The organism is Adhaeribacter aerolatus (assembly GCF_007991635.1).
Lineage (GTDB): Bacteria > Bacteroidota > Bacteroidia > Cytophagales > Hymenobacteraceae > Adhaeribacter > Adhaeribacter aerolatus.
The window spans coordinates 119,034-134,250 of the sequence record NZ_BJYS01000014.1 but is presented as its reverse complement, the minus strand read 5'-3'; the positions used below and the strand labels follow the sequence as shown (position 1 = coordinate 134,250).

Below are 15,217 nucleotides of genomic sequence, written 5' to 3'. Positions count from 1 at the left end.
ATTTGGGGTACTGATTACCCAAAGGTGTCTTAGCAAGCCTGAATATTAAACCGTTAAACTTTTGGCCTGCAGGCTTTCCTGGTAAATCCGGTTCATTTCCCGGAGAACGTTTTCGGGCTGACCGCCATTTCTCAAATATTCCTGCAACGGGTTCCCGGCATGGTCCTGGAAGTGCAGGTAACCGTTGTAGCGGGGCCGGATATATCCCCGATCCATAACAGGTAACAAATCTTTAAAGAAATTCTGGCAAAGCTGGTTGGCGCTTTCATTCAGCCAGGCCAGCCGGTGGCCGGGTTGTCCGCCGTGCTGCACGTAAAATGTAGCCTGTATTTGAGGCGATACCAGCCATTGGGCAAACTGCAACGCCGCTTCGGCCTGCTCTGAAAATGCCGAAACCGCTAAACCCGTGCCCCCCACGGTTGTTCTCAGTCGTCCGTGGCTGCCAAACCGGACGGTATCGGTGTAAGCCAAAAGGTGGGGAGCATAGCCCACCCGGGCATAATTAGAGTAGCAATAAGCAAAAGGGCAATATAAATAATCATTTGTCTGGCTCATGATTTCGGCCACGGCAATGGGGTTAAACCCAAAAAACTGCCTATGAATCTGGCTATACAAATCACGCATGGTGGCTAGCGCCTTCAAACCAATTTCCTTCGTAATTACTTCAGATTTGGATAAGAAAGGCTCTTGCCCGTGCGCCAAGCAAAAGGTATAGAAGTTCATGAGCAAATCGATGGGGATGGCCGGGACCGCTACTTTCCCTTTTTTCGCCAAAGCCAACACATCTTCCCAGGTATCTGGTAACGTTTGGTTGTGCTTAGTTAAAAGGTCTGGGCGATAACTGGCCGCCGGCGTGGCTGCATCAATAGCCAAGGCCCACTGGTGCCCATTATAATTATAGCTTAAATGCGAATACCCGACCGAATGCCGCTCCTGTTCGTCTAAATATTCCGCCGGCAAATATTTATCCAGGGGCAAAACGCTTTTACCGGCGGCGGCCCGGCCAACCCAAGGGTGATCAATGATGAGCAGATCGTAGGTTTCGGTTAATTTTTCAATGGGGAAATCGGCAAATTCCTGCAAAGTTCTTTTGCGCCAGTTTATTTCGACGTGGGGGTATAATTCGGAATAGCGTTGAGCGGCGGCTAAAAGAGGTGTAATGCCCCGGCTATGGCCCCAGGTAATGCCCTGTAAAGTGATTTTATTCATTTATATAGGTGATGTAATGAAATAAATTAGTAAATTTTAGCTATCCGGCTGCGCTGGCGCAGCTCTGGTAAAAGATCATCCGGCAAGTCCATTTCAAACAAAACCGGGTTAAGAAATATTAGGTAAATTCTTTCTATGTTTTTAGTATAACCTGAATTTTACTAAAACACCAACCAGATAAGATGCTATAATAGCTGGCTAAAATGGTATAGCGTAAATTTACTAATAAATATTAAATTTGTATTTGATGATTGATAAAAACTTCCTACATTAAGTTTTTATCGGAACATTCTAAAGCTACGCACACCACCACATGCATAACTTGCCCATTTTTGACCTGGCTATTATCCTGATTTACCTCATTGGTATGGTGGTGGTGGGTATTTATTTTTCCCGGAAAAATAAAAGTGCCGAGCAGTTTACCAAAGCTTCGGGTACGATTCCGGGTTGGGCCATTGGGCTTTCAATTTACGCCACTTTTCTAAGCAGCAATACTTTTTTAGGCGTGCCGGGCAAAGCTTACGGCAGCAACTGGAATGCGTTTGTTTTTAGCCTGTCGATGCCGTTAGCGGCTTGGGTAGCTTCCCGCTTTTTTGTGCCATTTTACCGGCAGACCAGCGAAGTTTCGGCTTATACGCACCTCGAAAAACGCTTTGGTCCGTGGGCCCGCACCTACGCCGTTGTTTGTTTTTTGCTGACGCAACTGGCCCGCATGGGTTCTATCTTTTTTGGCATTGCCCTAAGTTTGCAGGCTTTAACTGGTTATTCCATGGAAACGGTAATGCTGGTTACGGGTATTTGTATTATTATTTATACCGTGCTGGGCGGCATGGAAGCCGTAATCTGGACCGAAGTGGTGCAAGGCGTCATCAAAACGCTGGGTGCGGTTTTGATTATTTACCTGATTGTAACGGATATGCCGGGCGGCTTTGCTAAAATAATGGAAATCGGGCAGAGCGATAATAAATTGAGTTTGGGCAGTTACGCGCCCGATTTTACCCAGGCTACGTTTTGGGTGGTGTTGCTATACGGCTTTTTTATTAACCTGAACAATTTTGGCATGGACCAGAATTACGTGCAACGCTACCACACAGCCAGGTCGGCGAAAGAAGCAGCCAAATCGGTGTGGTTGTGCGTGGGTTTGTATTTGCCGGCGTCTTTGCTGTTTTTTATTATTGGCACCTGTTTGTACGCCTACTACGATCTGCACCCGGAGCTCATCCAAAGCATTAAAAACCAGGTTGCGCTGGAAAGGCTACCCGCTACTGCTTCTACCGCCGATATTGCTCAAATGGCCGCTTCGCTGCAGCCCGCCGATTACGGCGACAAAGTAATGCCGCATTTTATGGTTACCAAAATTCCGGCGGGGTTAGTCGGGCTGATTGTCTCGGCCATATTATCGGCGGCCATGAGCACTATTAGCTCTGGTATGAATGCATCGGCCACGGTTTTTTCCGAAGATATTTTCAAACGCTACATTAACCCCGACTTGAACGACAAAAAAGGCTTGCTGGTATTGCACCTGGCTACCGTTGTGTTTGGTTTGCTAGGCATGGGCACCGGCATTGCCATGATTGGCGTAAAAAGTATATTGGATATCTGGTGGGAGTTATCCGGAATATTTGCCGCCGGTATGCTGGGCTTGTTTTTGTTAGGAATTATTAGCCGCCAAAGCCGCAACGCGGAAGCCCTAACGGCTACTATTCTGGGCGTATTGGTTATATTATGGATGACCTTTTCGCACCTGCTCCCAGCCGAACTGGAGCAGTTTCGCAGCCCCTTGCATAAGAACATGATTATTGTAATCGGCACCCTTACCATATTCCTGGCCGGCGTAATTTTAACCAGGTTCCGGCATAAAACCCCTGTAACAGCCACCATTCCGCCGGCCTATAAAAAAGAAAAAACCTTGCGGTAAGCATCCGGATTAAAAAAGAAAGCAGCCCCGGGCAGCAACAGATACGTAATATTTTACCCTTCATAAAAAATGGAACAAAAAACAAAAGGCTTTATTCCGGTTATGCTTACACCATTTCAGGAAAATGGCAAAATTGATTACCGCGGCTTAACCGAACTAACCCGGTTTTACCTGGAGGCCGGTGCTTCGGGTTTATTTGCCAATTGCCTCTCCAGCGAAATGTTTGAATTAACTCCCTCCGAAAGGTTGCAAATTATCAAGCATGTGCTGGAGGTATCAGATGGCACTGTACCCGTAGTAGCAACCGGTACCTTTGGCGGACCCGTAGCGGACCAAGCCGATTTTGTAAAAAAAGTTTACGACCTAGGTGTGCAGGCAGTTATCTGCATAACGGGCTTACTGGCCGAAGAGGCGGAATCAGAAGCTGTATTTGCCGAGCAGGCTTTTGAATTATTCGATTTAACGCCCAATATTCCACTGGGCTTTTACGAATGCCCGGTGCCCTACAAAAGAGTAATTTCGCCTCAAACCTTAAAACAATTTGTTTCCTCGGGCCGGGTTATTTACCACAAAGATACGTGCCTAGATATTGACCAGGTGCGGGAAAAACTCCGTCTGGCTGATAATCCGTGTTTTGGTTTGTACGACGCCTATATGGTACACGCGGTAGAATCTTTAAAGGCGGGTTCGTCGGGTTTGTCGTGTATTCAGGGTAATTACTTCCCGGAGTTGGTGGTTTGGCTTTGCGAAAATTACAACAACCGCAGCTTAACCGAGGAAGTAGACCGGGTGCAGCAGTTCTTTATCGATAACATGGATGTGATGCACGCGGTGTACCCAATAGTATCTAAATATTACCTGCAAAAACGCGGTTTAAATATTTCTACTTTTACCCGCCGCGATGTGGGTGTTTTTACGCCGAAAGTTAGAAAAGACGTGGATGAACTTTATCTAAAATATCACCGCCTGCAGGAAGAATTAGGCGTGAAAGTAGAAATTTAAACACGATAAATTTACGCCTAATCGTCAAACCCTTTATGGTTTTATAAAGAATTAAAATAGAATATCAAAGAACCAATATATTCACTTACTTTGGGCCATATCCTAAAAATATGGCCCAAAATCTTTCTCTTTCCCTTCCCGAGCACCAGTTAACCTACCAGCCTTACGGCCACACCTTGCACCATACCCAATGTTTTTCCCCTGACGACCAATGGCTGGTTTTTGATACGCGCAACGACGATACTCAAATATTATCAACCGGTAGTATTAGGGTGGTAAATGTGCAAACAGGTGAGGTACGGGAGCTTTATCAGGTCCCTAACCAAACGGATTACGGCCCAGGAGTAGGGGCTGCCACTTTTTCACCAAAGTCCAATCAGGTAATTTTTATTCACGGTATTCGCAACGCCAGCCAAAACCAGCCTTACAGTTTTACCCGTCGCACCGGTGTTTCTGTTTGGGTAGATAAACCCCAGGAACCTATTTTTATGGATGCCCGGCATATTTTGCCCCCTTTTACGCCGGGTGCTTTGCGGGGTGGTACCCACGCGCATTCCTGGAGCGGCGATGGCGCCTGGATTAGTTTTACTTACAACGATTACATTTTAGAACAACTAAGTAAAACGGACCCAAGCAAACAGGATTTAAGAACGGTGGGAGTAATGATGCCGGGTAAAAAGGTATTGGTGCCAGACGATGAAACCTTGGAAAACCACAGTGGCGAGATGTTTTCGGTAGTAGTGACGCAGGTGCAGGAAAACCCAACGCCCGGCAGCGACGAAATTGATAAAGCCTTTGATGAAACCTGGATTGGCCGGCACGGCTACCAAAAACCGGATGGCACCCGGCAGCAGCGGGCTATTGCTTTTCAGGGCAGTGTGCGGGATGAATCTGGCGAATTGAAGACCGAAATATTTGTAGTGGATTTACCCGCAGATATCACACAGGCAAACCCGGGTAAACCGCTGGAAGGTACTTTAACTACCCGCCCCAATGTGCCTGCCGGCGTATCCCAACGTAGGATAACATTCACCAAAAAAGGTGTGCGGGAACCGCGGCATTGGCTCCGCACCACGCCCGACGGCTGCAATATCGGTTTTCTGGCGCCCGATGTGAAAGGCTTAACCCAAATATTCAGGGTATCGCCGATCGGTGGTAAAATCAAGCAGGTTACTTTTAATTCTTTTCCGGTGCAGGGGCAGTTTAACTTTAGTCCCAAGCAGCCGCTGGTAGCTTATGCCGCCGATAACAGTATTTATATCACCCATCTCGAAAGCGGAACTTCAACCCGCTTAACGGAGCCGCGACCCGAAGCCGAAAAACCCATTGGTGCACCGGTTTGGTCGAATAACGGCAAATTGCTAGCGTATAACCGCTATGTTGGCGATGGGGCCGAAAGATTTCTGCAAATATTCCTGCTTGATTTACCGGGTTTATCAGGTATTTAGGTAATGGCGTTTGTACAAAAGCGGGGTTAAGCCGGTTACTTTTTTAAAGTGCCGGTAAAAATTAGATATATTATTAAAGCCGCATTCAAAACAAACCATTTCGGTCGGCAATTTATTTTCTACCAACAACCGGCAGGCGTGGCTTACCCGAATCTGGATTAGAAAATCGTAATAAGTTTTGTTAGTTAAAAGCTTAAAGTACCGGCAGAAACTGGTAACGCTCAGGTTGGCCACCGCCGAGATATCTTCTAAAGAAATTTCTTTTTTGTAATGCGTCAGGGTATAAGACCATACTTTATTCAGGCGGATATTATCAGGTTCGCTGGTATTGGAAAGAATCTGCTGGACCGAAGCAATCGGTTTATAATCATCCGTCTCGGCCAGTAGCTTCAGCATCGTCAACAGAATAATCAGGCGGTCGAGGTTCGTGGCATTTACAGCCGAGAGCATCAGAGGTGCTAAGTTGTCGCGGGTACTACCACCCATTAACATCCCGGTTTGGGCTTTTTGGAATAAGCGGGGCAACAGGTAAGCTTCTGGTAATTGCAACAGGTGTGGGCCCAAACAGTCCGGTAAAAAATGTATAACTACTGCTTCCACCATCAGGTCGGGGTTTTGCCCAAAATATTCTTCTTCACATCGCCAGGTGTGCGGCAGATTCTGGCCAAGTAAAATTATTTCGCCGGAAGAAAAATTGCTGATATTATCCCCAATTAAGCGTACTCCTTCGCCTTTAATAACATAGTGCAGTTCCAGCTCCGGATGGTAATGCCATACCGTACCGAAGTTGGGCAGCTTGTCGTACCGGGCACTATAAGAGTTCTGAATACTGGTTGGAACTTTATGAAATTGGGGCTTCATCTTGATTTTAACTTACTTTTCCACTTTAACCAGGTCAATGTTAGTTTAAACTGGCATTTCTCTAAGCGTGCTTAAATCTGCTCTTTTGCTATCCTTATTTTATCTATGGACTACCCTGACAAAATAAATTATGAAGTGTTAATTATACATTAATTTTATAGAAACCTCTTACCAGATGCAAGGGCATGTTAAGATACTACAAAAAATAGATAATATTTAGGATTATCAATTTACTTTTTTCATTTATATTTGAAATAATTATTTATATTTGAAAACTCATTAATAAACCAGGCAGAGTTGTTTATCTAAAAGAGGTTAAAGCAGCATGGGTTACAAAAAGTACAGGACCAGGATTATTTCGTAATTAATATATAATATTCACCACCGCATGACATTAATTAAAAAATCATCCCGGTTTATTTGCTTTGCCTGCATAGGCCTGCTGGTCAGTACTGTTCCAGTACTGGCCCAGGAAACCAAGCCAGCTGCTGCCAAAGAATCTGCCGCCGATAAAGAAGCGGCTTATACCCGCACCATTACCCAGCGGGCCGATAAAATTGTAAAAACTTTGAATCTGCCTGACGAAGCTAAATCTGCGAAGGTGCGGGATATTATTGTGCAGCAATATCGCGACCTGAACGAGATTCACAGCGAACGGGATGTTCAGGTGAAGGCAGCCAAAGCCGGCGAAGACAAGAAGGCGGCCGAAGCCCAGGTGAAGAATATTGAAGAAAAAGCAAGTACGCGTTTAGATAAACTACACGGTAAATATTTAGCTAAACTAAGCGGCCACCTGACTACCACTCATGTAGATCAGGTGAAAGACGGCATGACTTACGGGGTGCTGCCTATTACTTATAAAGGCTATTTAGCCATGTTGCCCGACCTGACTGAGCCGCAAAAAGCTTTTATCATGACCAGCCTGGTTGAAGCCCGGGAAAAAGCCATGGACGCCGAATCATCGGAGAAGAAACACGGCTGGTTTGGCAAGTACAAAGGCCGCATCAATAATTACCTCTCGGCGGCCGGTTACGACCTGAAAAAAGCCGGTGAAGAATGGGATAAAAGATTAAAAGCCGAAGCGGCGGCTAAAGCAAAATAAAAAATTTGGGTGGATAAAGATGGGTGCCTTGCGACTTTGAAAATCTGATTTTTTTGTCTTGGGCGCCCTCTTTTTACCTGTCGACTCCTCTTACGGCAGCCTTTAAAAGCCCGGAATAGTCATTGTACTTGTTTAACGGGCCAACCTGCTAAATCTGTTTGGTTGCCTTTAAAATGTGCATCAGCTAGGCTATTCTATTTTAAAGTGCATCTTACCGCATTAGCTCACCACACATAATCAAATTACTAATTTAACCTCTATGAAATCAGAGTTACTTTTTAAAATCCTCAGGAGACAATGGCAGCAAAAGTTTTTGATGACCTTCTGTCTGCTTTTAACGGTGGCTACGGTAATGCACGCCAAACCAGTCAGAGACATAACCGGCCGCGTCACCGACGAAAAAGGAGAAGGGCTTCCGGGTGTAACCATTCTGGTAAAAGGCACCACTGTTGGTACTACCACCAATGCTGAAGGTAATTTTACCATTGTCCCGCCAGATGATGCGCAGACTTTAATTGTTTCCTTTGTTGGTTTTATGTCGAAAGAAGTAGCCATTGGTAACGCTTCCAGCCTAACTATTAAACTAACTGCCGATGCCCGTGCCCTGGAAGAAGTAGTGGTGGTAGGCTATGGCGAGCAAAAAAAAGCGCATTTAACCGGTTCGGTAGCGCAGGTAAATGTGGCCGATATCGAAGATTTACCGGTTGGTAGTCTGGCCACAGCTTTGTCGGGCCGCATGGCCGGTGTTGCCGTAAGTGGCGGAACCACCCGTCCGGGCCAGGCGGCGTCTATTGTGGTACGTAATCCTTTGTTGTACAGCAAAGACGGCGGTACCCTGGATCCTTTATATGTGATTGATGGGGTAATACGGAGTCTGGAAGATTTTAACCTGTTAGATGCCTCCGAAGTAGAAACGATTTCTTTATTAAAAGATGCCTCTGCTGCTATTTACGGGGCCCGTGCGGCCCAGGGTGTGGTGCTGGTAAAAACCAAACGGGGTAAAGAAGGCAAGCCTAAGTTTAACTACAGCGGTTCTGCCGGTTTATCGGATGCTACTTATATGCCGCAGGTAATGAATGGCTACGAACATGCTAATTTATTAAATACCATGACCCGTACGCGGCGCAATTTCGTAGCTGACGGGCCCAATGGCTACCTGACCGACCCGAATTATTATACCGATGCCGAATTAGAACATTTCCGGAATAATAATTATAACTGGCTGGAACAAGCCTGGAAGCCATCCTACACGACCCGCCATGCCCTTAATGTAAGCGGCGGCGGCGAAAGAGCCACTTTTTTTGCGGGAGCTTCTTACTACCAGCAGGACGGTAACTTCGATAACATTAACATGAACAAATGGACGTTCCGGGCCAACACCGATGTAAAAGTTACTAACTCCTTAAAGTTGGGCGTTTCTTTGGCCGGCGACCTTTCCGGCACGCGCAAATACAATTCCAAGCTTAATTCTTCGGAAGAAGCCGATATGATTTCATTATTGAAAATTCCGCAGTGGACGCCGCCATACATTAATGGTTTGCCGGTTAGTGTGGCTTCCGACAAAGGATATCACTTTTTCGAAATACAAAGATTAGATAATTATAAATATGCCCGGACCACTGGCTTAAACATAAATGCTAACTTAGAATACGAGGTACCCTTTATCAAAGGCCTGAGAGCGCGGGTACAATACAGCAAAAACCTGGATAATAAATATAGCAAAGAGTTTGCTACTAAATACCGGGTATACAACTTCCGAAACAACGGCCATATTTATACCGATCAGTTAATGACCACCGGGGTTGGTCCGTTTACTACTTTAAACAACGGCGACCGGGTATTTGTAAATCCGGACTATACCGACAACTATCAGCTTAACGGCTTTTTAAACTATAACCGCCAGTTTGGCAAGCACGATGTTGGCGCTTTGGTGCTGGTAGAGCAGGCCGAAACTTACTGGGAAGAAACGCGGTCGATGAAAGAAGGCATTGTGGAAGGCGGCCGTGATTTTATGAATATGGCTTTTGGTGCCATGGATGCTTCTACTAGTGCCAAAGAATCAGGCAATTTATCGTATGTAGGCCGGGTAAATTACAATTATGCCGGCAAATACCTCCTCGAAATAGCTGCGCGTTACGATGCCTCCACTAAGTTTGCTCCGGAATACCGGTGGGGCTTATTCCCGTCTTTATCGGCTGGCTGGGTAATTTCCGAAGAAAATTTCTTTAAGAATAATGTGCCGGCTATTAATACTTTAAAACTGCGGGGTTCGGTTGGTTTACTGGGCGGCGATCAGGCCAAGCCCTGGCTGTGGCGCCAGCGTTACACCTTTAACTCCAACGGAGCAGTGTTCGGCGGCAATGGCATCCGCATGCCCGGTTTAAAACTTGAGGCTATGCCTAACCCCGAAGTGCGTTGGGATGATGTTACCAAGATTAACGTTGGGATAGATGCCGGATTTCTGGAAAATCGCCTATCCGCTACATTGGATGGTTTCCACGACCACCGCTACAATATGCTGTATACCCGCGGGGCTTCTATTCCGCTCACCGTAGGGGGTACCATGCCCGACGAAAATTATGCCACGGTAAACAGTTTTGGCTACGAAATATCCGTTGGCTGGAAAGATAACGTGGGCAGCGATTTTAATTATTATGCCAATAGCTTTTTATCCTGGAGCGATAACAAAAGAATCTTAGTAGATTATGCTCCCGGAGACGTAGGTACTTATTTATACCCCATCAACCAATCCACCGACCAGGGAATCGAAGGTTACCATTATTTAGGTATGTTCCGGACCCAGGAAGATGTAGACCGATTCCTGGAAACCAACCCAAATTACACCATAGATGGTCAGGCACCTAAGCCTGGTATGTTATATTACCAGGATATCAGAGGTCCCCGGGATGCAAATGGTCAGTTTACCGCCCCGGACGGAAAAATTACCGAGGATGAAGACAAAGACTGGATTTCGCCGAAAGCGAGCAACCACTACGGCTTTGGTTTATCTTTAGGCGCTGGTTATAAAGGATTACGTTTAGATATGGTATTGGCTGGCGCTTTCGGGGGGCAAGCTTTGGTAGAAGGTAACGCCCGCAAAGCAGCAAGTGCCAGCGAAAACCGCCCGGCATTCTGGGCCGACCATTGGAGCGAAAATAACACGAATGCCGCGTATCCGAATCCATTTTACGACAGCAATACCTGGACCTCCGATTTCTGGTTCCGCAATTCATTCAGCTTCCGGATGCGCAGCTTTAACTTGTCTTATGCCTTGCCCAAAAGCTTTACCCGCAATACCAATGCCCGGGTATTCCTGAACGGTACCAATCCATTTAACTTCTTTAATCCCTTCGATTACAAAGATCCTTCCACCTCGTTTGATGCTTATCCGAACGTGAAGACTTTTAACCTGGGTGTAAACTTTACTTTATAATTTAAAAGTCGACCAAGATGAAATTATATAAAATTTTAGTGCTGGCAGGAACCCTGGGTATGTTCACTGGCTGCGAAGATGTGTTGGATAAGCGGGATTTATCGGGTTTAAACGAAGAAGTGTGGAACGACTCAACACTGGCCCGGGTGTACGTTGATTATGTTTATGACCAAAACCTGCCAGGTTGGGGTGGCAACAGCAATTTATCCGACGAATCTTACGGCGAATCGGTTTATTTCCAGGGAACTGTACAAGTAAACACAGTTTCAGATTTTGGAACCAGCATCAACGTTAATAATAATTACGGTAAAATCAGGAGCATTAACCAGGGCATACAGGAACTGGAAAAAGGTACCATCCCGCCGTACATGCGCAACCGGCTGAAAGGCCAGCTTTATTTCTTCCGGGCCTGGCGTTATTTCGATTTAGTAAGGTTGTACGGCGGCGTTCCCTTGGTGCTGGAGCCGCAAAATGCGGTAGGCGAAAGCAAAGAATCTACCTTTATGGCCCGTAACAAAACCTCCGAGACTTTTGCCCAAATTGCTTCGGACCTGAATTTAGCTATCGAAAACCTGCCCGGCAAATGGATGGGCGCTGATTGGGGCCGGGTAACCAGTGGTGCGGCGGCGGCGTTGCAAGGGCGAGCTTCATTATACTGGGCCAGTCCGCAGTTTAACCCCGGCGATTTAGCAGAGCGGTGGCAAAAAGCCTACGATGCGAATAAAAAAGCAAAAGAAATATTAATGGCCAACGGCCATAAACTACATGCCAGTTTTGAAGATATGTGGTTTCAGGAGGTAAATAACCCCGAAGCGGTTTTTATTACCGGCTACAACAACAGTACTAACGACCAGCAGAAGAAAAACAACACGTACGATAACAGTACGCGGCCCAAGTATTTAGGCACCGGCGGGGGTTCTAATCAGCCAACCAAAGAAATGGTTGATGCCTTCCCGATGAAAGATGGTAAAAAGATTGATGATCCCTCTTCTAAATATACTTACAACCCTAAGCTGTTTTACAAAAACCGGGATCCGCGGTTCGACAAAACGATTGCGTACAATGGCGCCACCTGGTCTATCAACGGAAATAATAGCTACAAGCTATGGACTTATCTGGTTAACAACAAAACCGTGGAGCCCACCGCTACCAATACCGGTTTTTACACCCGTAAAGCCATCGATAAGAACGTAGCCGCCGGTAATGTGCAATACGTTGGCACCGACTGGATGGAAATCCGGTTCGCGGAGGTATTGTTGAATTTAGCCGAAAGTGCCACCGGTTTGAATAAATTAGAAGAAGCTTATGCTGAACTGAAGGAGATCAGAAAAAGAGCTGGTATTGAGGCTGGTGCCGATGGTCTCTTCGGTTTAAAGCCTACCATGACCCGCGAGGAGATGTTCCAGGCTATTCTGGACGAGAGACAGGTTGAGTTTGCTTTTGAAGGTAAGCGTTATTGGGATTTAAGAAGACACCTGTTGTTTGAAGAAGTACTGAATGGTAAAAGAAGAACAGGTATTAATATTAGCCTTAATACTACTGCTATACCAGCTGCCGAATTTGAGAAGAACCGGGATAATATTAGCCTGGATGAAGCTTATTCTAAATATTTCACCATTGGTACCAAAGTGATGGATACCCGGTACGAGATAAACTGGAAGCCCGAATATTATTTCTTTGCCCTGCCGCAACAGGCTATTTCGAATAACCCTAATCTGGAACAAACCAAAGGCTGGAACGGCGGCACGTTTGATCCGTTGCAGTAAGTATATTTTAATATCGGGGTTTAGAATATTCATTAATAGAATGTCTTATTTATTTTATTTTAAAAAATAGTTAGTTTCGATATTAGTTGATTACCGGAACAAAATAAAGAGGAGATATTATTTATCTCCTTTTTTATTTTATTCCGGTTTCCTGCTAATTATCAGGATGTCTGTTTAAACTCCATTAACAGCCTGCTCTTTGAACTAACGTAATTGAATGCAGTCTTTGAAAGGGTAAGCGGTAAGACAAATCACAGATGTTTTTTGCTCTACTTAGTTGAAAAAACACAGATAATCAACAAGGTCATTATCTTTTTAGGCCCCTATTTTATTTAGCTTTAATGATTTTTCAATGTCTTAATTATTTATAATTGAAGTATATTTTTATTAATAAATAAAAATTATTAATTTGGTAACTACTTTTTCGGCGGTATATAATCCCGGTTGGTCTGGATTAGGTCAGGATTAAGCCGGTTCTGGTTGGTTTAACCGGTTAAATAGGAGAAATTTAAAGTAAAGAGTTACATCAAATAGAGATACTTATTTAATTCTGTTTGATATAGCCGGTTTGGATGATAAACCACAGAATATAAAAACAATAAGCTAATGAAAAAAACGCTATTCCCTTTATTGGTTTCGGCCGTGATGCTTTCGCTAGTACAACCAGCCATTGCCCAGTACCCCGATGTGCCTAAAGACGTGCAGCAAGCCAGCAATGCCATGATGAAAGAGGCGGAGCGGAAATCGGATGAGGCTTGGGCCAAAGCGCTGCCGATTGTGGAAGCCGAAGTCAAACAAGGCAAGCCCTATATTCCGTGGGCAGCCCGTCCAACCGATTTGCCGCAAGCTGAGATTCCGGCCTTTCCAGGAGCCGAAGGGGGCGGTGCCTTTTCGTTTGGTGGCCGCGGGGGTAAAGTAATTGTAGTAACCAGCCTGGAAGATAGCGGACCGGGAACCTTGCGCGAAGCCTGCGAACAAGGCGGCGCCCGTACTATTGTTTTTAACGTAGCCGGAATTATCAAATTAAAAAGTCCATTAATTGTTCGGGCACCCTATATTACCATTGCGGGCCAAACCGCTCCAGGCGATGGCATTTGCGTAGCCGGCGAATCTTTCTGGATCAACACCCACGATGTGGTAATCCGCTACATGCGTTTCCGGCGGGGCGAAACCAACGTGGGCCGTCGCGACGATGCTATTGGCGGCAACCCGGTTGGCAATATCATGATCGACCATGTATCGGCCAGCTGGGGCTTAGACGAAAATATGTCGATGTACCGCCACATGTTTAATCCCGGCGACGGCACCAAAGAGCAGAAATTACCCACGGTAAATATTACCATTCAGAATTCTATTTTCTCCGAAGCCCTCGATACCTGGAACCATGCTTTTGGCAGCACGCTGGGCGGCGAGAACTGTACCTTTATCCGGAATATGTGGGCGAATAATGCAGGTCGTAATCCTTCTATTGGTTGGAACGGTATTTTTAACTTTGTAAATAACGTGGTATTTAACTGGGTTCATCGCTCTACCGATGGCGGCGATTATACGGCTCTGTATAACATCATTAATAACTATTACAAACCCGGACCCCTAACCCCTAAAAACACGCCCATAGGCCACCGCATTTTAAAACCCGAATCGGGCCGCAGCAAGCTGGGTTACCTGGTATTCGGACGCGCTTACGTAAACGGCAATATTGTAGAAGGCAACGAAAAAGTAACCCGCAACAACTGGGACGGTGGCGTGCAGGTAGAAGACGAACCAAATGCCGGTAAGTACACTGACAATATGCGCTCGAACAAACCTTTCCCGATGGCACCAATAAATATTATGCCTACCCAGGAAGCTTACAACTACGTGCTGGCCAACGCCGGCGCTACTTTACCTAAACGCGATGCCGTGGATGCCCGCGTGGTGGAACAGGTACGCACCGGTGAAATTAAGTACAACAAAAACGTGAAGGTACCGGAAACCCAGTTTAAGCACCGCCGCTTACCCATCGATTCTTACAAGGGCGGCATTATCACCGACATCAGCCAGGTAGGCGGCTACCCCAACTACAAAGGCAAAGCCTACAAAGATTCGGACAACGACGGCATGCCCGATGATTGGGAAAAGAAATATAAACTAGATCCAAAAAATCCGGCGGACGCGGTGGCCGATCTGAACGGTGACGGCTACACCAACATCGAAAAATATATTCACAGCATCGACCCAACCAAAAAAGTAAACTGGAAAGACCCGAAAAATAATACCGATACTTTTGCCCGCAATTAAAAAGAGCATTTGTCAAGTTATTGAAAGTCCCCCTTTAGAGGGGGTAGGGGGAGGTTTAAATATTAAAGAACTTCTCCAAAGTACCATAGCTATTAGAAGCCTGCTTCCGGAAAGATAAAACCTGATTATCGGAAGCAGGCATTTTAACAAAACCATTACCAATTTACACCCGGCCACCTTATTCCTGTTAAGCCATTC

The 15,217-nt window shown here is 45.8% G+C and carries 9 protein-coding genes; 7 read left to right on the top strand and 2 right to left on the bottom strand.

The features are described from left to right. Positions 1 to 45: 45 nt before the first annotated feature. On the bottom strand, positions 46 to 1,209 hold the full coding sequence (locus AAE02nite_RS10555; protein WP_146897691.1) for an ABC transporter substrate-binding protein: 1,164 nt from the start codon (positions 1,207 to 1,209) through the stop codon (positions 46 to 48). Positions 1,210 to 1,522: 313 nt separating this feature from the next. On the opposite strand from AAE02nite_RS10555, the gene AAE02nite_RS10550 reads away from it, so the two are divergent. From AAE02nite_RS10550 to AAE02nite_RS10540, 3 genes are all read left to right on the top strand, one after another. Then, positions 1,523 to 3,127 carry a sodium:solute symporter family protein gene (locus tag AAE02nite_RS10550; RefSeq protein WP_146897690.1) on the top strand — a complete coding sequence of 535 codons (1,605 nt, stop codon included), beginning with the start codon at positions 1,523 to 1,525 and terminating at the stop codon, positions 3,125 to 3,127. A 69-nt stretch (positions 3,128 to 3,196) separates the two neighbouring features. Next, positions 3,197 to 4,129: a dihydrodipicolinate synthase family protein gene (locus AAE02nite_RS10545; protein WP_146897689.1), complete on the top strand. Its 933-nt coding sequence runs from the start codon at positions 3,197 to 3,199 to the stop codon at positions 4,127 to 4,129. A gap of 110 nt (positions 4,130 to 4,239) precedes the next feature. Next, positions 4,240 to 5,577 carry a DUF3748 domain-containing protein gene (locus AAE02nite_RS10540; protein ID WP_146897688.1) on the top strand — a complete coding sequence of 446 codons (1,338 nt, stop codon included), beginning with the start codon at positions 4,240 to 4,242 and terminating at the stop codon, positions 5,575 to 5,577. Here the strand turns inward: AAE02nite_RS10540 and AAE02nite_RS10535 are convergent. Then, the gene (locus tag AAE02nite_RS10535) at positions 5,566 to 6,438 is read right to left on the bottom strand and encodes an AraC family transcriptional regulator (protein WP_146897687.1); all 873 of its coding nucleotides are present in this window, start codon (positions 6,436 to 6,438) and stop codon (positions 5,566 to 5,568) included. The genes AAE02nite_RS10540 and AAE02nite_RS10535 overlap by 12 nt on opposite strands. 388 nt (positions 6,439 to 6,826) lie before the next feature. Here AAE02nite_RS10535 and AAE02nite_RS10530 point away from each other — a divergent pair, with 388 nt between their 5' ends. The 4 genes from AAE02nite_RS10530 (at position 6,827) to AAE02nite_RS10515 (ending at position 15,019) form a co-directional block, all read left to right on the top strand. Further along, a complete protein-coding gene (locus AAE02nite_RS10530) occupies positions 6,827 to 7,540 on the top strand; it encodes a DUF3826 domain-containing protein (RefSeq protein ID WP_146897686.1) in 714 nt (237 codons plus the stop codon). A gap of 259 nt (positions 7,541 to 7,799) precedes the next feature. Beyond that, complete coding sequence (locus AAE02nite_RS10525; protein WP_146897685.1) at positions 7,800 to 10,973, top strand: SusC/RagA family TonB-linked outer membrane protein; 3,174 nt, start codon at positions 7,800 to 7,802, stop codon at positions 10,971 to 10,973. Between the two features lie 17 nt (positions 10,974 to 10,990). Beyond that, positions 10,991 to 12,739, top strand: a complete 1,749-nt coding sequence (locus tag AAE02nite_RS10520; protein WP_146897684.1) for a RagB/SusD family nutrient uptake outer membrane protein — start codon at positions 10,991 to 10,993, stop codon at positions 12,737 to 12,739. 606 nt (positions 12,740 to 13,345) lie between these two features. After that, positions 13,346 to 15,019 carry a pectate lyase family protein gene (locus AAE02nite_RS10515; protein WP_218033466.1) on the top strand — a complete coding sequence of 558 codons (1,674 nt, stop codon included), beginning with the start codon at positions 13,346 to 13,348 and terminating at the stop codon, positions 15,017 to 15,019. Positions 15,020 to 15,217 lie beyond the last annotated feature (198 nt).